The organism is Mesorhizobium sp. M1406 (genome assembly GCF_040317555.1).
GTDB lineage: Bacteria > Pseudomonadota > Alphaproteobacteria > Rhizobiales > Rhizobiaceae > Mesorhizobium.
Map to the genome: position 1 here is coordinate 122788 of NZ_JAMYKW010000011.1, position 18634 is coordinate 141421.

The following is an 18634-nucleotide window of genomic DNA, read 5'->3' on the forward strand; positions in this document are numbered from 1 at the left end:
GAGTGGCCAGCCATAGCATGACATGAGAGGTGCTCGGATCAGTTCCCGAGAAGCGGGCCAAGTTTCGGGTGGCAGTCAGGGCAATAGCTGTCGTTCAACCAGGTATTTTGTGACCAGGGCCGCACCGTCAGTGGTGAGATGGCCGTAATCCCAAGACGTGAGCTTGCTCAGATTTCCCGGGACATGGGTCAAACAGCCAGCATCCTTGCAAAGCAAATCGACGAGCGAAACATAATCGGCGTCAGCCGCTTTGGCGATGGCGGATATCCGGTTGTTCGTGGCAAAGGTATCCGGGCTAAATCCACCGCTGAGACGGTCGGGCAATTCCTTTCCGCCGTTCAGCCAGGCGTAATATACGAGTTTAGGCAATGCATCCGACCAGCGAGGCGCGGGACCGACGACCACGATCCTAGCGGGCCCAGCAGCCTTTATCCCTGCTATTGTCGCTGCCAGGTCGCCATCGAGTTGTGTGCCTTCTTTCCAGTCGCCATAGAATCCCCAAGCCGCGAACAGCACGACCGTATCCGGGTGACCGTGTCGGATTTCGTCTAGGACGGCGCGGTTGCTTTCGCCACATGGTCCAGCGAAATTCAGTAGAGGTGGACAGCTATCTTTAGTGAATTGGGCGATGTCGATGTCGCTCGAAAGCGTCGGCCTCATCCCAGCGTAGAGCCGCGCGGCATGGGAGTCTCCCCATACAATCACTGTTTTCCCGCCGGCTGTCGGAGACTTGAGAAAACACTTCGAATTGAAGGCTTCGAATGGGTCTCCAGTCCTGATCCAGCAATCCAGGGCTCGACCTTCTTTTGCATATTCGTAGTGGCCGTAGGCGAGAACGTCGCGAACTTCCTCCGGAAATCTCAGCGCAAACCCCTGCGTGGAAACTCCCGCGAAGCTCACTGTCCCCAAGAGGACAATGGCGCCCACCAAGGGAACAACGCTCCATCTGTTCCAGGTCCCGAATCGGATCGGCCGTTCGATCAACCAGTAACTGGCTGCTGCCAGGAAAAAACTTCCTGCCAAGCAGGTGAGGGTTTGCGCGGCCGAAATCGAGCCGCCATTGTGCAGCCTTGCGAAGACTAGGATCGGCCAGTGCCACAGATATAGCGGGTAGCTAATCAGCCCAACGGCGACCAAGACTTTGCCGCCAAGCAGTCGGCCGACGATCCCTCTCGGTCCGGCCCAAATCAGCGCTGCTGCCCCACCAGATGCAACAAGGTGTGGAAGTGGAGACGTTGAGCCGGACCACAATGCCGCCGCTGAGATCGCCAGGACCGCAGTGACCCCGACAATGGCGGTTCTATAACCCGCAACGTCGTTGCCAAGGTGGCCATAGCGAAGATTAAGTGCCGCTAGAACTCCGCCCAGCGAAAGCTCCCAGGCTCTTGCCCAAGGGGCATAGAATGCGGCGGTAGGATCTCGGAAGGACAACAAAAAGCCGACCGCGAAAGACACCAGCGTGACAAGGATAAGAGCCGCCAAAATGGGATGCTTGAACCTGATCAGCACCCCTAAAAACAGCGGCCACACAAGATAGAACTGCTCTTCGACACCTAACGACCAGAGATGGAGCAGCGGCTTTGTTTCCGCTGCGGCATCAAAATATCCCGCCTCACTCCAGAACTGGAAATTCGGGATGAAGATCGACGAGGCGACAATCGACTTGCTCAGCCTTGTCATCTCTTCGGGGTCTAGTAACATCCACCCCATGGCAAAAGCAAATGCCAGCACCAACGCAAGTGCTGGGAATATTCGGCGCACCCGGTTCGCGTAGAAATGCTTGTACGTGAACGTGTCGCTGACAATGATCGAAGTGATCAGAAAGCCGGAGATAACGAAAAACACGTCAACGCCGATGAACCCACCGGGAACAAAATGCGGGAAGGCGTGAAAGCCTAAGACCAAGATCACTGCGGCGGCGCGCAGCCCGTCTATGTCGCCTCTATACTGGATCGCAGTCGGCCGTGACGTGCGCTGTGCTGTTCTCTGAACCAAAATTGAGAATGGGGTAGCTACCGTATCTGTAGGCCATCGACGGCCGCTGCCCACCATTATCCGAGATCCTACACATCACCAACCTGCCCGCGAGGGCGGAAGGACTGACCATGCGGCAAGCCCACCCAATCTGCCAGCGCCGGCTATCACACTCTGGCCTGAAAGGAATCCCTGGCACATTGCCGCAACGTTGCCAGGAACTTATGGCGCTTGGCGGCCAACACGGGACGAGCGTTTAGCGGTGAGAGCAATCGCAGCCGGGTACTCGACCGCGATTAGACTGACTCCCTCGAAACCTGCCTCGATCACCCCGCACCAGACGTCGGCGCCGTACTCGGTATAAACTCGCCAGTCTTCGCCGGTCTGCGTTGGATCACCGTGATAACTGGGCGGGAGGTTGTCACGTCTTTGGGTCATGCGTCCGACGATAATGGGAACGGTAAAGCAGAGGCTGCCACCCGGTTTCAAAACTCGCAGGCATTCTCTTAGGCCAACCGTCGGATCTGGCACGTGCTCCAGCGTGTCGGAATGAACCACCACGTCGAAGCTAGATTCCGGGAAGCTCAAAGCCTGCATGTCCTCTTTCGGGTAGCTGGCAGACCGGTATCCTGACATTCCCCGGAGCGTATCAGAGAGGCCGGCGGCCCCGTTCAGATCGAGCAACGAAAGCCCTGCCGCCCGATTGCTGCAAGTGAATTCGGCGAGGACCGGCCCGGCGCCCCATACAGAAATCAGTGCCCGGCCCAAGGCAATAGAACGAAGGTTCCCGCCGCATCCGAGACAGGTCCGACCTTGCTGCAAATCCACATAGCGTACCTCCTCCGGCGAAAGCCTCCATTCCGAGATGAGTTCAGGCCAGAGAACGCTCCTGTCTTGGAAGTCGATACTGCCGCAGATCGAACAGAAGGTCATTCAAGAGTCCTAAAAAACGGAGGGCCGCTCACTTTACGTTACCACGAGGTACAACTGCGCGCATCCCGAAGCGCGCACGACCCCTCATGATCCTCTGCCTCCCGAAACGATGTGGCTGATGATGCGCAGTGGCCGCCGTTTGGTGTTTTCCGCCGTGCGCCAGATGTAGAGACCGAGAATGCCCTGCACAGTCAGAATAAGCGACCCGAGGAACAAGGTCAGCACAATCTGTGTCGCATAGCCGGCCTGGCTGATATAGCCGGTAATGCGCGCAATAAGCGTTACCACACCCATGACCAGACTTATCGCGCAGCCGATGGCTCCCAGCCAAAGAACCAGCATGATGGGCAGATCAGAGAAGGAAAGTACGCTGTCCATCATGTAACGAAATCGACGCGAAAAATTCCACGCGCTTTTGCCGTGCAGGCGCGGTTTGCGCGCATAGGCAACGAATTCACGGCGAAAGCCGACCCAGAACAGCTGCGCCACCAGCGAACTGTTGGGTTCTTCGATCGCCAACACGGCATCCAGAACCCGCCGGTTGCAGGCAAAGACGTCCACGCCGCCTTTCGGCATATCAGGCAGCACAAAGGCCCGGTAGGTGCTCCAGAACGTATTGGACAAGAACCGCGTCAGCGCCGGGTCATTGCGGCCCTCGCGCTTGCCGAACGCGATGTCGGCACGATCGGCGGCCAGAATCCGGAAGAACTCGAGGACGAGTTCGGGTGGTTCCTGAAGGTCGGCGGCCATCGCTGCGATGTATTTTCCCGATGCCTTCTCCATGCCGGTGCGGATCGCTGCGAACGAGCCGAAGTTGCGGCTGTGGAACACCACCTTGCAAGTATAGGGGGTTTTAGACGCAAGCTCGACCAAGAGCTGTCCGGACCGGTCCGGAGACCCGTCGACGACGAAGACGACTTCGAGATCGCCGCCGAGTTTTGCGTTGAGGCCATCTAGAGCTGCGGCAAGGCTTGGGATGTTCTCGGCATTGCGGTAGACCGGGATCACGAGCGAATGGGTGGTCATCAGGCTTTCCAATCGACGATCGCCGAACAGACGCGATCGACCTCGCCCTCCGTCATCCCAGGAAAACAGGGCAGTGACAAGATACGAGCGACGCTGTCGCGCGACGCTTTCAGTCCAGACGATGACTCCCGCATCGGCAGGCCGGACCAGCCCGCCTGATCGGGGTCGAGAATGGGATAATGGATGTCCGAAGCGATGTTGCGTTCCGTAAGGAACTTGCGGAAGCCTTGGCGATCCGCACACAGCGCAACGGCAAGATGGACGATTGAACCGTCACGGCGGGCGATGAAACGCACCTGTTCCTTCGCCACAAGGCTGTAGCGGTCAAGGATTTGCTGACGTTCGGCGTTTTGTGCGTCGAGATGCGGCAGCATGGTCTCCAAAATCGCCGCCTGGATCTCATCCATGCGCGAGTTGCGGCCGCCGGCGAGACTGATCTCGTATTTCGTGCGCCAACCATATTGCTGTAGCCGCCTGATGGTATCGGCGAGTGTCGGATCGTTGGTCGCGACCGCGCCGCCATCCCCCATCGCGCCGAGATTCTTGGTCGGATAAAAGCTGAAGGTTGCAAGATCGCCTAACGCGCCCGCCATTTTCGCGCCGATGCTTGCTCCATGCGACTGCGCGCAGTCTTCGATGATCGCCACATGTTTGTAGCCGGCCGCATCCATCGCCGATCGCAAGGCTGGCACGTCTACTGTGTTGCCATAGAGGTGGGTTGCCACCACCGCGGCAGTGTGTTCGCTCAACCCGGCGACAGCCGATTCGATGGCCAGCAGTTGGCTGCTGACCTCAATATCGGCGTACACTGGTTCCAAGCCGACCTGTCGACAAGCCGTGGTGGTATAACCGCCGGCATTGGCGACGGTTACGATCTCAGCGCCCGGTCTGCAGTGATGCGAGACGGCGCGCAGCGCCAGTTCAAGCGCATCCGTGCCGTTGGCCACCGGGATGCAAATTGAAACGTCGAGATACTCAGCGAAACGGTCGGCGAAAGACTTCATCCTCGGTCCGTTGAGCCACCAGCCGGAGCGCAATGTCTTTAAGGCCGCTGCCTCGACCGCCGGCTGATGCGCTGCGAACAGCCGGCTGAGATCGTTCATCGGAATGGACGCGTTGGAGGGCAAATGTCACCTTTGGGCGCGCTAGACTCGCCAAGTTGCAACTGATTTCGCAGCTGCGTTCTTGGCTTATTCGAGCACAGAATTCAAACGAACTTTGTCTGCATTGACAGCCATGCAGGCTGATTCGCCCTCCACAGGACTTCATCGAATGCAAACAGCCGGAAATCTACGAAGCCCCACTGGGAAGACCTGCGATACGAAACCGATCATGACCGATGCGGAATGGAATTGATCGCACCGCTGATGCCTGTGGCAGCGAAGACGCGACGGCCGCGCGAGGCCGCAGCCGTCATGTTCCTCAGGCGACGCATCAAAAGCTCTTAAAGCATGCAGATTCCTCAGTTGTGAATGGTGCCCAGAACCGCTGCCACACGTTCCTGGGCGGCGATATCGAGGCCATGCCAGAGCGGCAATCTGATCACGCGTTCCGCGGATTGCGTCGTTACCCGCAGATCGCCGTGAATGCGGCAGTAGCGTCGCCCCGCGGGCGATATGTGCAGCGGAACGTAATGGAAAATGGCTGCAATGCCGTTTTGCCGGAAGTTTGCGAGCACACCATGCCGATCCACTCCCTGAGGCATCAACACGTAGTAGAGATGGGCATTGTGTTCGCACTCGGCGGGAATGACAGGTCGGCGTAACTGCCCGGTGCGCTCGAGTGGCGCCAACAACTCATGGTAGCGGTTCCAGATGCGCAACCGCTCGGCGGTGATCGATTCCGCATCCTCCAGTTGGGCGTAGAGAAAGGCCGCCAGCAGGTCGCTGGGCAGATAGGACGAGCCGACCTCCTGCCAGGTGTATTTATCGACCTCGCCGCGGAAAAACTGGGTTCGGTCGGTGCCCTTTTCACGGATGATCTCAGCCCGCTGTCCAAGTCGACCGTCGTTGACCAGCAGAGCACCGCCTTCGCCGGAAATAAGATTTTTGGTTTCATGAAAGCTCAGCGCTCCCAGATCGCCGATGCCGCCGAGCGGACGGCCCTTGTAGCGCGCCATCACACCCTGGGCGGCATCCTCGACTACTTTCAAACCGTGCCGGCGCGCGATATCAAGTATGGCGTCCATTTCGCAACCCACCCCGGCATAGTGGACGACCACGATCGCCCGCGTTCGCGGCGTTATCGCATCCTCGACCAGCCGCTCGTCGATGTTGAGGGTATCTTCGCGGATGTCGACGAAGACCGGCTGGGCGCCCCGCAACACAAACGCATTCGCCGTCGACGCGAACGTGTATGACGGCATGATGACCTCATCACCGGCCGTGATGTCCAGAAGGAGAGCGGACATCTCAAGCGCCGCCGTGCATGAATGGGTCAACAATGCCTTGGCGCACCCGAGATGCTCCTCAAGCCAGGCATTGCAGCGCTTGGTAAAACCGCCATCACCAGACAAATGCTTGGCCGCTCTGGCCTCGCTGATGTAAAGCATCTCGCGACCAGTCAGGTGGGGACGGTTGAATCCGATGGGGAGTGATTTGGTGGTCATCAAAACCGAGTTTGAAGGATGGCCCGCGATTCTGCCAGGAACGGCGGTGCTCCAGTTTCGGGGGAACGAAGTATCGCTATACTCGAAGGGTCAAGCTTCCACCAGTGGCGAGTCAACCAGGGTCGCTCCGAGATTCAAACGAGCCTCGAACCAAGGAGGGCAGAGTGACGGCGCGATGTTTTCGAGAACATTCCGAGTTTAAAGTCATCGATCCCAGACACATGGCATAGTGGGCACCGCTCCTTGATGAAGCTTTCCATCGTCACCACACTCTACAAGTCCGAGGCTCACATCGATGAGTTCTGCGACCGGATCTCTGCCGTCGCGCGTCACCTTGTCGGCGATGAATTTGAGATCATCCTGGTCAACGATGGCTCGCCAGATCGCAGTCTGGACCTTGCGCTCGCGCGCAGCGCTGTCGATCCACACCTGACCATCATCGATCTGTCACGGAATTTCGGCCACCACAAGGCCATGATGACCGGGTTGGCCCATGCCAAAGGCGGTCGGGTCTTTCTCATCGACTGCGATCTCGAGGAAGAGCCCGAGTGGCTGCTGCCCTTTGCCGGCCAGATGTCGGAACACCAGCTCGATGTGGTCTATGGGGTCCAGCAATCTCGACGTGGTGGCGCCTTTGAGAGATGGACTGGCGCTTTGTTCTTCTTAATCAACGATGCGCTGAGCGACTTCCAGCTGCCACGCAATCTGGTGATCGCGCGGCTCATGACGCGCGCCTACGTTGCCGCGCTCGTCAGCCATCAGGATCACGAGTTTATCATCGCTCATTTATTTCAGCTGACCGGCTTCCGGCAGGATTCGCAGGTTGTCGTCAAGCACTCCCTATCCCCCACGACCTATTCGGTTAGCCGTCGCCTTCAAATGGCGGTGCGCTATTTGATGACGACGTCCACCAAAATATTATATCTAATATTATATTTTGGAGTTTCCATTTCAATTGTTTCCATAATGGCAATCGCTTTCTATCTGATGAGATATATTGTATTTGGTATCGGAGTGACTGGATTTACGTCGATAATTATCTCTATCTGGTTCTTCGGCGGCATGACGATGCTCGTCTTGGGTCTTCTTAGTGTTTACATCGCCAACATACTGTCCGAAACCAAACGTCGCCCCTACACGATAATTCGAGATATTCATCGCGGCGCTGCGATGGACGTCGACGGACAGCGCGATGATGATGCCTGGTCGGAAGATCGGTGATCCTGGGCTCGGATGGCGTCAGCGATTAGCCGTCGACGTCATCATGCAGGGCATTTTCGTCCGCAACGAGCCTGGCAAACTTTACCTCGATGCTACGATCCTATTTCTCTTGCCAGTCGCGGTAATAGGCCCGGGCCTCGGGAGGAGCTCTGCAACCTGACGGGGATCAATGAGCAGTTGCGCTATGCCCTCGATCAGGGGAGAGGACTCCTCTGGCCCGCCCAGCAACGCCGGGCCGTCCGGCTGCGTGGTCGAGGGCGAAATAAAATTCAATACCGGTATCATCCGGGGCCTCGTCCATTTAGTATAGATTGTGATACGCGATTCTCCGAGCGACAACCACCGATGGTTATGCCCATGACGTCTATTGGCGCCCCGGCAATGGACAAAAGCGGGGCAATGCTGCTTGAGGTCGCCCGCTACTATGCGGACAAGGTGCAGGCACACGGTCCTAGCCCCAAGGGTGTGGATTGGAATACCGAAGAAGGTCAGATCCTTCGATTCAGGCAATTGGCATTGCTGATCGACCTGCCGGGCGACTTCATGGTCAACGACCTGGGATGTGGCTACGGCGCCTTGCTGCCGTTCCTCGCCGATCGCTTCCCCGGCTTACGATACAACGGCTGCGATGTTGCTGCAGAGATGATCGAAGTAGCGGTCAGACTTTTTGGCGATCGTTCCTACGCGCAGTTTGCGGTAGGATCAGCGCCTATGCAGGTTGCCGATTTCGGCTTTGCGAGTGGCATCTTCAACGTCAGGCTTACCCGTCCGAACGACCAATGGGTGGCTTATCTGGAGGCGACGCTGGATGTACTCCATGACACCAGCCGACGTGGCTTCGCCTTCAATTGCCTTACCTCCTATTCAGATCCAGACAAGAGAAGAGCCGATCTCTTCTATGCGGATCCAAAGCACCTTTTCGACATCTGCAAGAAAAAATATTCGCAGCGCGTGGCGCTGCTGCACGACTACGGTCTCTATGAATTTACCATCCTGGTCAGGAAAACATGAAGCGGCCCATCGTCATATTCGGAGCAAGCGAGATTGCTGAGCTTGCCCATTACTATTTCACCCGCGATTCATTGTACGATGTCGCTGCGTTTACCGTGGACAGTGCATTCCTGATCCAGGACCGGCTGGCGGGGCTCCCTGTCGTGCCATTCGAGTCGTTGACCCAGGAATATCCGCCGGACAGTCATACGGCGTTTGTGGCGCTCAGCTACAGCAAGTTGAATGAGGTTCGCCGCGAAAAATATCTGGCGCTCAAGGCGTTGGGTTATAATTTCGCCAGTTACATCAGTTCCAACGCCACGCTCCTCAACGACGGCAAAATCGGAGAAAATTGCTTCATTCTCGAGCACAACGTTGTTCAACCTTTTGCATCCATCGGCAACAACGTCACGCTATGGAGCGGCAATCACATCGGGCACCACTCCCGCATTGCCGATCATTGCTTTCTTGCCTCGCATATTGTGGTCTCGGGCGGGGTCGATATCGGTGAGGCCTGCTTCTTGGGTGTCAACGCGACGTTGCGCGATCATGTCCGCGTGGGCGAGAGGTGCGTAATCGGCGCGGGAGCGTTAATTCTGGCAGATGCGGCGCCCGACGGTGTTTATCTCGGCAGCGCAACGGAGCGGTCGAAAGTGCCGAGCTCGCGGCTGAGAAGGATATGATGCGGTGTGAAGGGAGAACTCAGCCGCCTGCTCTGCTCGACAGGCCATATCGGATGGATGTGCTCGCACGCCTCCATGCCGGTCGCCGAGCACATCTCGGGCACTCCGTTCAGAATCTGTTTCGGCATCTCGGGATGCATCGAACCAGCCAGGGCATGTCGTCAAAGGTATTGCGCAGCAACGCGGTAGCCCAGATTTACCTAGGAGACCAACGTGAAACCCAATTCGGCCCATTCCAGCTCCGCTTTGGGCGTTGACGTGATCGGGGCGGCAAGGCGTTTCAAGCGCGCTGGGCTATTGTGCTTGCCGAGCGGCTCTCCTTGGCAGCGGTCGCATTGCCAGAACCCCTTTGCCCAGACGCTCGGCAACGAAAAATACCGCATTCATTTTGCAAGTCGCGATGACAGCAATCGCTCGCGAGGCGGCTGGGTCGAGGTCACCGCGACTGCCGAAGGACTCACCCCGATCGCTCGCTCAGATGGTCCGTCCCTTAGTATTGGCCAGCCGGGGGCATTCGATGACGCCGGCGCCATGCCCGGTTGCCTCGTTAGTCATGAAGGTCGCTTGTTACTCTACTACACCGGCTGGTCACTCACCCGCACGGTGCCTTTCACTTTCTCTATTGGGATCGCGGAATCACACGACGGAGGCCTTCATTTCGATCGTCTATCCGAAGCGCCGGTGCTTGGCCGGAACCATTACGATCCGCTGCTTGCTGGCGCGCCCTGGGTGCTCGTTGAAGATGGCACTTTCCGTATGTGGTACGTGTCCGGCCTGCGATGGGATGTCGACCCAGAAGGGGAGAATGCACCAATCCACTACTATACCGTCAAACACGCGACAAGTCGGGACGGCATGACGTGGATGACCGACGAGCACATCTGTGTGCCCTTCCATGAGGGCGAGCACGCTATTGCCCGACCGATTGTCCAAAAGACTGACGTCGGCTACGAGATGCTCTATTGTGCCAGGCGCTTAGGCGAAACTTACCGGCTATATCGCGCGACATCTGTCGACGGGATTCACTGGGAGCGCGACATGGCGCCACTGCTCGACACCAGCACCAGTGGATGGGATTCCGAGATGGTCTGCTATGCCAGTCTGCTGCACGCTGCCGAGGCCAGCTTTCTGCTCTACAACGGCAATGGCTATGGGAGGGATGGGTTCGGCGTCGCCATCCTGGAATGATGACGGAGCTGAAATCGGGAAACGCCATGAAGAAAGCCTTTGCCTCCGGGAAGGGTCCGGCTTCGGGTGGCTGTCGCTCCTGTGCCAACGCTAGATTGAAGACATGATCATTTGCCCTCATTGCAACCTGCAGCATGCATCCACGGACGCGGCCTGTCCGAACTGCGGTTTTTTCCCTGCGAGCGAGGATGGTTTCCCCGCATGGGCCCCTGAAATGGCAAAAGCAGGCGGGGGATTCCAGGAGACCTTTTTTTCCGAGCTCGCCGCGAGCGAGGCCGGAAATTTCTGGTTCGAGGCCCGCAATACCATCCTCGCTCGGACGCTGAAGCGGTTTTTTCCGCAGTTCCGGTCGTTCCTGGAGATCGGATGCGGAACGGGATTCGTCCTGAGCGGCATCGCGCGTGTATTTCCCGATGTTCGGCTTGTCGGAACCGAAATCTTCACGGCCGGCCTGGCTTTTGCCGCTGCCCGCGTGCCGTCGGCAAGCTTTGCTCAGATGGACGCGAGAAGACTACCCTATGCCGCGGAATTCGACGTGGTGGGGGCTTTCGACGTGATCGAGCACATCGACGAGGATGTCCAGGTGCTGGCCAATCTGAAACATGCCGTCAAGCCAGGAGGCGGCGTGATCATTACCGTGCCGCAACACAAAAGGCTGTGGAGCGAACTCGACAAGCATTCATTTCATTTCCGGCGCTATGAAATGAAGGAGTTGCATGAAAAGATCGAAGGGGCCGGGCTCGACATCGTCTACAGCACCTCGTTCGTCTCGCTTCTATTGCCGCTGATGTTCCTGTCACGGCTGCGCAACAGCGCCAGTCAACAGTTCGACGCCGGCAGGGAGTTGCGCATCGGATCGGCGGCCAACGCATCCTTGCGGGCGGTCATGGGGCTCGAAAGCCTGATTCTCGCGACGGGGCTCACCCTGCCAGCCGGCGGATCCCGCCTGGTGGTGGCAAGGCGACCCTGAACTGGTCTTGGCCCACCGCGACTCCCGACGGTTCGAGTCAGAGCGCAGCATAGATCGTGCCTTGATTGCTCCCTCTGCCGCGATATACCAATGCCCGATGGTTACGATAGAACATGGGATGCCCGCGTCAAAAGCGGCCGGCGATCCGCGGCGCGTTTCCGACAAGCGGATCGCCATCCTGCAATCGGCCTATATTCCCTGGAAGGGTTATTTCGATATCATCGGCTCGGTCGATATTTTCGTCGTGTATGACGACGTGCAATATCCCCAGAAGAGCCACTGGCATAACCGCAACCTCATCAAGACGCAGCATGGTCCGAAATGGCTGACCGTGCCGGTTTCAAAGGCCGACGGCTCGTTCCAGACGATCGACGCGATGCAGCTGCCGCTGCCGTTCCTCAACAAGCACTGGCAGTCGATCCACAATGCCTACGCGCGTGCCCCTCACTACAAGAGCTTCGGTCCGAAACTTGAAGCGCTCTACAAGGCCGCGGCCGCCTTCACCCATCTCAGCGAACTGAACCTGTATTTCCTTGCCGCCCTGACGTCGCAACTGGGCTTCGATACGCAGTTCGTGCAGTCGCGCGACCTCGCCGCCGGCGGCGCGAAGACCGACCGGCTGCTTGGCATCTGCCTTGAACTTGGCGCCACCCGTTACCTCAGCGGTCCCGCGGCAAAAGCCTATCTCGAGACGGACAAGTTCGACGCTGCCAATGTTCAGGTGGAATGGATGGATTACTCCGGCTATCCGGCCTATCCGCAACTGCACGGCAACTTCGATCCGGCTGTGTCGGTCATCGACCTGCTGTTCAATGTCGGGGACAACGCGATCGACTTCATGAAGGCGCCGCTTCCGCGCACCTGATGCATGTCGCCCCAAAGAATGTGGCGGCTTTGGGCCAACGACTCCACCCACGCTCCCGCCGAGCGCGCCCAAAACCGGGAGCTACGGCGTCTGGGTCGCCGCCAGCAGCACGCCGACGACAATCAGGCCATTGCCGGCAAGGGTCTGCCAGCCAAATCGTTCGTGCAGGAAGACGATCGAACTGGCGAAGACCAGAGGATAGGACAACGCCGCAAACGGAAACCCGAGCGAGAGCGGAATTCTGGAAATCGCGGCGTACCAAAGCAGGCTGGAGACGACCAGGCAGAGGCCGCCTATCCAGACCCGCCAGTCGGCGAGGAGGCCGAGCAGATACGGCCAGCCCCTCTCGAAACTGAATGGCACCACTCCGTGTTGGGTCAGACGCGACTTGATGACGATCTGAGCCGCGGTGAGCGACACCACAGCCACAAGAATAAGAACGATGCCGACGGCACGATTATCCACGCTACTTCTCCATGGCCCACCCGCAAAGCGCGTCGCGTTGAAACCTATTTTTCCCAGGCGCGCCATGGGATCATGAACCAGACCGAACTAAAAGACTCATCGCCGACTTCTATAATAGGGCGCAACTCGCGTTCCGTTGGCCTTGGTGTAGCCGCTCACGTGCGTCGTTCTGGGATTGCCCGTCACGGAGCTTATCGCACCATAGCCCGTCGCTGAGCTGCATTGTCCGCTTAAGCGCTTTTGCGCAAGCAGTCCGGCTTGGCCTTGCCAATACAGCGGTCCGTCGACCCGCTCATTAGTCTTTTCACCGTAATAGATGATAGACGGCCATTTCTCGTCCGCGCTGGATGAAGCCAGACCAAGCGTCGAGAATAGAACACTGAGTAAAAGAACGATCCGACGCATGTATGACACTCCCCGCAACGCGAAGAAAAGAGTAACACGCAGCGCGAATAAGCGTGGGATGACATTGGCAGCGCGGTTAAGGAAGGCTTTGCTCTCAGCGGATTGATCGCGCTGGCTACGTCTACTCGATGGGGAACAAACACATGCGAAGGGCGAGGAGTGATCCGCGTCCTTCTCTGCTAGATCAGAATCTTTAGAATAGGCGCGATGCCGAAGAGGCAAGGTGCAAGGATCGATCGCGAGTGGCCTAGGAGGTCAAGCTCGGACCAATGGGTTTGGCTCGATGAAATCGGTGGCGCGCTTGATCGACGGATGGAAGGCAGACTCAAAAATCCCTAAACGGGTGACCTAGAATGCTCTGCATCAAAAAATTGAAATTGCCGTAAGTCTCTGATTTTATTGCTGAAATTTGTAATGGCTGGGGCGCCAGGATTCGAACCTGGGAATGTCGGTACCAAAAACCGATGCCTTACCACTTGGCGACGCCCCAATTGCCGTCAGAGTCGCTGGTGCGGCGCGTTATTAGCAGAGCAGCCGAAAAGCACAATCCTTATGAGCGACAGTCAGAACGATCAAATTTGGTCAGGCAAAGCAGCGCCGCCGGCCGACATGCGGCGGCTACTCGGACCACACAGCCATCTCGTTGCCGGCCGGATCGACAAAGTGGAAACGCGGGCCGCCGGGGAATGAAAAGATCGGCTTGACGATCATGCCGCCGGCGCTCTCGACGGCACCGAGCGTATCTTCCAGATCCTGGCTGTAAAGCACGGGTAGCGGCTTGGCGGGGGCTTCCCCGGCGTCGGCCTGGAAGCCACCGTCCAGGCCTTCGGCAAAAGCCGAATAGGTCGGTCCATAGTCGGTGAACGACCAGGCAAAGGCATTGCTGTAGAAGGCCTTGAGCCGGTCCAGCGTTCCGCCGGTCGCCGGCATTTCCAGATAGTCGAGTTTCCAGACAGTTTCATGACTCACCTGTTTGTTCCCCCATATGTTCTACTCTAAAAGCCCAGGTCTTTTTGACGCATCCTCGGACCGGGCTTTTGCTTAATCGATTGTAGGAGCCGGGCGGCTTCGCCGACGCCTTGCCTTTCGCACTGCAGCATCATATCGCTCCAGGGTCGGACCGGCGGAGCTATCCGTTTCGCCAACCTTTCCAATCTCCTGCAACCGGAGAGCAATGCATGACCAAATGGGTTTTCACCTTTGGCGATGGTGCGGCGGAAGGCCGTGCCGGCGACAGGAATCTGCTGGGCGGCAAGGGCGCCAACCTGGCCGAGATGTGCAGCCTGGGCCTGCCGGTGCCGCCGGGCTTCACCATCACCACGGAGGTCTGCAACGCCTATTATGCCAATGGCAGGACCTATCCGGCCGGGTTGGAAGCCGATGTCGCGGTTGCGCTCGATCACATCGGACACCTGACCGGCCGCCGGTTCGGCGACCCGTCGAAACTGCTGCTGGTCTCGGTGCGATCCGGCGCCCGCGCGTCGATGCCCGGCATGATGGACACCGTGCTCAATCTCGGTCTGAACGACGAGACGGTGGAGGCGCTGGCAGCCGATTCCGGCGATGCGCGCTTTGCCTATGACAGCTACCGCCGCTTCATCCAGATGTATTCCGACGTCGTCATGGGCCTCGACCATGAGGTGTTCGAGGAAATCCTGGAGGACCAGAAGGGCGGACTTGGGCATGAGCTCGACACCGAACTGACGGCGCTCGAATGGCAAGGCGTCATCGCGCTCTACAAGGCCAAGGTCGAGGAAGAGCTCGGCAAGCCGTTCCCGCAGGATCCGCATGAGCAGCTGTGGGGCGCGATCGGCGCCGTCTTCTCGAGCTGGATGAACAACCGCGCCATCACCTATCGGCGCCTGCACGACATTCCCGAAAGCTGGGGCACGGCGGTCAATGTCCAGGCCATGGTGTTCGGCAATATGGGCGAGACGTCAGCCACTGGCGTTGCCTTCACCCGCAACCCGTCGACCGGCGAGAAGATGCTCTATGGCGAGTTCCTGGTGAACGCGCAGGGCGAGGACGTCGTCGCCGGCATCCGCACGCCGCAGAACATCACCGAGGCGGCGCGCATCGCGGCGGGCTCGGACAAGCCATCGCTGCAGAAGCTGATGCCGGACGCGTTCCAGTCCTTCGTCACCATCTCCGACAGCCTGGAAAAGCACTACCGCGATATGCAGGATCTCGAATTCACCATCGAGCGCGGCAAATTGTGGATGCTGCAGACAAGGTCCGGCAAGCGCACCGCCAAGGCGGCGCTGAAAATCGCCGTCGAGATGGCGCGGGACAGGCTGATCACGAAAGAGGAAGCCGTCGCCCGCATCGATCCGGCATCGCTCGACCAGCTGCTGCATCCGACCATCGATCCCAAGGCCGCGCGTGACGTCATCGGCATCGGATTGCCGGCGTCGCCCGGTGCCGCCACCGGCGAGATCGTCTTTTCCTCGGGCGACGCCGAGGAGTTGAAGTCGCAAGGCCGCAAGGCGATCCTGGTGCGCATCGAAACCAGCCCCGAGGACATCCACGGCATGCATGCGGCGGAAGGCATCCTGACCACGCGCGGCGGCATGACCAGCCACGCCGCGGTGGTGGCGCGCGGCATGGGCAAGCCTTGCGTGTCGGGCGCCGGTTCGCTGCGTGTCGACTACAAGGCAGGCACGCTGATGGCGATGGGCTCGACCTTCCGCAAGGGCGATATCGTCACCATCGATGGCGGCAATGGCCAGGTGCTGAAGGGCGCCGTGCCGATGCTGCAGCCCGAACTTTCCGGCGATTTCGCCGCCATCATGGAGTGGGCGGACGCGGTGCGCCGGATGAAGGTGCGCACCAATGCCGAAACGCCGCTCGACGCGCGCATGGCGCGCTCCTTCGGCGCCGAAGGCATCGGCCTTTGCCGCACCGAGCACATGTTCTTCGATGGCGACCGCATCGTCGCCATGCGCGAGATGATCCTGGCCGACACCGAAAAGGACCGGCGCACAGCACTCGACAAGCTTTTGCCGATGCAGCGTTCGGATTTTCTCGAACTGTTCGAGATCATGGCCGGCCTGCCGGTGACGATCCGCCTGCTCGATCCGCCGCTGCACGAATTCCTGCCGAAGACCGAGGAAGAGGTGGCCGAGGTTGCCGCCGCCATGAAGGTGTCGCCGGACAAGCTCAGGCAGCGCACCGAGGCGCTGCACGAGTTCAACCCGATGCTCGGTCATCGCGGTTGCCGCTTGGCCGTCTCCTATCCCGAAATTGCCGAGATGCAGGCGCGCGCCATTTTCGAGGCGGCCGTCGAGGCCGGCAAGAAGGCCGGCGCGCTTGTGGTCCCCGAGATCATGGTGCCGCTGGTCGGCCTGGTGAAGGAACTCGACTACGTCAAGGCGCGCATCGATGCGGTCGCCAAGAGCGTCATGGAGGAAACCGGTGTCAAGATCGACTATCTCACCGGCACCATGATCGAACTGCCGCGTGCGGCGATCCGCGCCCATGTCATCGCGCAGTCCGCCGAGTTCTTCTCCTTCGGCACCAACGACCTGACCCAGACGACATTCGGTATTTCGCGCGACGATGCGGCCTCGTTCCTGGAAACCTACCGCCAGAAAGGCATAATCGACCAGGATCCGTTCGTCTCGCTCGACATCGACGGCGTCGGCGAACTGGTGCGCATGGCCGCCGAAAAGGGCAGGGCGACGCGGCCCGACATCAAGCTTGGCATCTGCGGCGAACATGGCGGCGACCCGGCCTCGATCCGCTTTTGCGAAGAGATCGGCCTCGACTACGTATCCTGCTCGCCCTATCGCGTGCCGATCGCAAGGCTGGCGGCCGCGCAGGCAGCGGTGCTGGTCGCTAGATCAATTCCAGGAAAAGTGTGAAACGGTTTTCCCGGGAAAGGTCGTAGCGCTTTCCCGTAGGGAATTGCGTCAACCGTTTCGAGAAACGGTGAACTGCTCCAAGTCAGGCCGCGGATAGATCTATCCCGGACGAGCTTACCGTTTTGTAAGCCAATTCACGCGAACGTGCCGACGGCATTGCATAATTTCGACACCGTTCCCGCCCAATTTGCGGATACCCGCAATTGTCCCCGGAAGCCGATGTTGCAGACCTCACCCGCGCCGTTCCGCTCCATTTTGGTCATTCAAACGAAGTTCATGGGAGATATCGTCCTCGCCTCGGTACTTGTGGAAAATTTGCGGCTCGAATTCCCCGGCGCCAGGCTCGTATTTCTGTGCGAGGCTAGCTTCGAGAGCTTCGTGATCGCTCATGGCATCGCTTCCGAGGTGGTCACGTTTAAGCGCGCCCGCATGCGCGGCACCAACCTCGAGCGCGGGAAAGAGCTTTACGCCATGGTCCGCGCGTTGCGCCGCTTCCGCTTCGACCTGACAATCGACCTGACCGATTCAAAGACGTCGCGCATTGTCAGCGGGCTCGTCAACGCAAGAACCCGCGTCGGCTACAATCCTTCCGAAAGACCCTTGCGCATGCTGGAGCGCCAGCCCGCCAACGTCTTTGCCAAGCCCTACGGCTTTGATGGCCAGCACTTTCTGTACCGCTATCTCTCGCCGCTCGAAGCGCTCGGAATCGAACTCCGCAAGGTGATTCCGAGCCTTCAGCCGCTGCCATTGGAGACGGCGAAAGCATTGGCGCTGCTGGATAAGCACCATCTGCGGCCAAACGGTTTCATCGCCGTGCATGCGGGTGCAAGCTTCGAGGGGCGACGTTGGCAGCCGGAGCGGTTTGCAGCGGCGATCGTCGAGATTATGGGCGAAACCGGTCTGGACGTCGTCCTGGTCGGCGGCCCGGACGAGCGGGAGATTGCCGAACGTATCGTCGCCAGGACCGCGCCATCGGTCGTCAATCTCGTGGGGGACCTGTCGCTTGAAAGTCTGCTGGCGGTGCTGAAACAGGCCCGGCTGTTTCTCGGCAACGAGAGCGGCCCGATGCACATGGCCGCCGCCACCGGAACCCCGGTTGTCGGGCTGTTCGGTTTGACGCGCCCGTCGCGCTGGGGTCCCCTCGGCGTGCCCAGCATTTCGCTCCAGCCGCCGTTGCCTTGCAACTGCCTGGCCAAGGGCCTCTGCCGCGCGCCGGATCCCAGCAAGGCCTGCTGCGTCTGGGGTCTGGAGGTCAAGCCTGTGGTCGACGCGGTGCGCGAGCTTCTTTCGCGCTCCGAAATGAGGCTGGGGCGCGCCATCTGACATCATGGTCGCGCGGACAACCGCTATCGCGGAATGGCCCGTTCACCACGCGAACGGTCAAATTGTCGCGACAGCCACTTTTCCGCTATCCACCATCCCGATTTCCGCCTTCATGCACGT

At 59.2% G+C, this 18634-nt stretch carries 15 protein-coding genes, 1 tRNA gene and 1 pseudogene; 9 read left to right on the plus strand and 8 right to left on the minus strand.

The features are described from left to right. Positions 1–75: 75 nt before the first annotated feature. From NKH03_RS12710 to NKH03_RS12725, 4 genes are all read right to left on the minus strand, one after another. A complete protein-coding gene (locus tag NKH03_RS12710) occupies positions 76–2052 on the minus strand; it encodes an acyltransferase family protein (RefSeq protein WP_352968615.1) in 1977 nt (658 codons plus the stop codon). Between the two features lie 144 nt (positions 2053–2196). Then, on the minus strand, positions 2197–2907 hold the full coding sequence (locus tag NKH03_RS12715) for a methyltransferase domain-containing protein (protein ID WP_352968616.1): 711 nt from the start codon (positions 2905–2907) through the stop codon (positions 2197–2199). Between the two features lie 84 nt (positions 2908–2991). After that, positions 2992–3933 (minus strand): glycosyltransferase family 2 protein, encoded by a 942-nt coding sequence (locus tag NKH03_RS12720; RefSeq protein ID WP_352968617.1) that lies wholly within the window; start codon positions 3931–3933, stop codon positions 2992–2994. Further along, positions 3933–5036: a DegT/DnrJ/EryC1/StrS family aminotransferase gene (locus tag NKH03_RS12725; protein ID WP_352968618.1), complete on the minus strand. Its 1104-nt coding sequence runs from the start codon at positions 5034–5036 to the stop codon at positions 3933–3935. Before NKH03_RS12725 ends, NKH03_RS12720 begins: the two co-directional genes overlap by 1 nt. A gap of 210 nt (positions 5037–5246) precedes the next feature. Here NKH03_RS12725 and NKH03_RS35010 point away from each other — a divergent pair. Then, positions 5247–5333: pseudogene (locus NKH03_RS35010) on the plus strand (IS5/IS1182 family transposase); the annotation flags it as partial. Between the two features lie 62 nt (positions 5334–5395). Here the strand turns inward: NKH03_RS35010 and rffA are convergent. Beyond that, positions 5396–6541 carry a dTDP-4-amino-4,6-dideoxygalactose transaminase gene (rffA, locus tag NKH03_RS12730; RefSeq protein WP_352968619.1) on the minus strand — a complete coding sequence of 382 codons (1146 nt, stop codon included), beginning with the start codon at positions 6539–6541 and terminating at the stop codon, positions 5396–5398. 246 nt (positions 6542–6787) lie between these two features. Here rffA and NKH03_RS12735 point away from each other — a divergent pair, with 246 nt between their 5' ends. From NKH03_RS12735 to NKH03_RS12760, 6 genes are all read left to right on the plus strand, one after another. Beyond that, a complete protein-coding gene (locus NKH03_RS12735; RefSeq protein ID WP_352968620.1) occupies positions 6788–7762 on the plus strand; it encodes a glycosyltransferase family 2 protein in 975 nt (324 codons plus the stop codon). 357 nt (positions 7763–8119) lie between these two features. Then, the gene (locus NKH03_RS12740) at positions 8120–8773 is read left to right on the plus strand and encodes a class I SAM-dependent methyltransferase (protein ID WP_352968621.1); all 654 of its coding nucleotides are present in this window, start codon (positions 8120–8122) and stop codon (positions 8771–8773) included. Beyond that, positions 8770–9435: an acetyltransferase gene (locus tag NKH03_RS12745; protein ID WP_352968622.1), complete on the plus strand. Its 666-nt coding sequence runs from the start codon at positions 8770–8772 to the stop codon at positions 9433–9435. The genes NKH03_RS12740 and NKH03_RS12745 overlap by 4 nt, the downstream gene beginning before the upstream one ends. A 213-nt stretch (positions 9436–9648) precedes the next feature. After that, positions 9649–10623: a glycoside hydrolase family protein gene (locus NKH03_RS12750; RefSeq protein WP_352968623.1), complete on the plus strand. Its 975-nt coding sequence runs from the start codon at positions 9649–9651 to the stop codon at positions 10621–10623. A gap of 103 nt (positions 10624–10726) precedes the next feature. After that, positions 10727–11593, plus strand: a complete 867-nt coding sequence (locus tag NKH03_RS12755; protein ID WP_352968624.1) for a class I SAM-dependent methyltransferase — start codon at positions 10727–10729, stop codon at positions 11591–11593. 118 nt (positions 11594–11711) lie between these two features. Next, positions 11712–12458 carry a WbqC family protein gene (locus NKH03_RS12760; protein ID WP_352968625.1) on the plus strand — a complete coding sequence of 249 codons (747 nt, stop codon included), beginning with the start codon at positions 11712–11714 and terminating at the stop codon, positions 12456–12458. Between the two features lie 81 nt (positions 12459–12539). Here NKH03_RS12760 and NKH03_RS12765 read toward each other — a convergent pair whose 3' ends face one another. The 3 genes from NKH03_RS12765 to NKH03_RS12775 all read right to left on the minus strand — a co-directional run bounded on the left by NKH03_RS12765 (position 12540) and on the right by NKH03_RS12775 (position 14258). Next, positions 12540–12923 (minus strand): DMT family transporter, encoded by a 384-nt coding sequence (locus tag NKH03_RS12765; protein WP_352968626.1) that lies wholly within the window; start codon positions 12921–12923, stop codon positions 12540–12542. 820 nt (positions 12924–13743) lie between these two features. Next, positions 13744–13818, minus strand: a tRNA-Gln gene (locus tag NKH03_RS12770). A 128-nt stretch (positions 13819–13946) separates the two neighbouring features. Continuing rightward, entirely contained in the window at positions 13947–14258 is a 312-nt protein-coding gene (locus tag NKH03_RS12775; RefSeq protein ID WP_352968643.1) for a VOC family protein, read from the minus strand. 248 nt (positions 14259–14506) lie between these two features. Between NKH03_RS12775 and ppdK the strand changes: the two genes are divergently transcribed. Then, complete coding sequence (gene ppdK, locus NKH03_RS12780; RefSeq protein WP_352868723.1) at positions 14507–17191, plus strand: pyruvate, phosphate dikinase; 2685 nt, start codon at positions 14507–14509, stop codon at positions 17189–17191. A gap of 144 nt (positions 17192–17335) precedes the next feature. Next, a complete protein-coding gene (locus NKH03_RS12785) occupies positions 17336–18514 on the plus strand; it encodes a glycosyltransferase family 9 protein (RefSeq protein ID WP_352968627.1) in 1179 nt (392 codons plus the stop codon). Positions 18515–18634 lie beyond the last annotated feature (120 nt).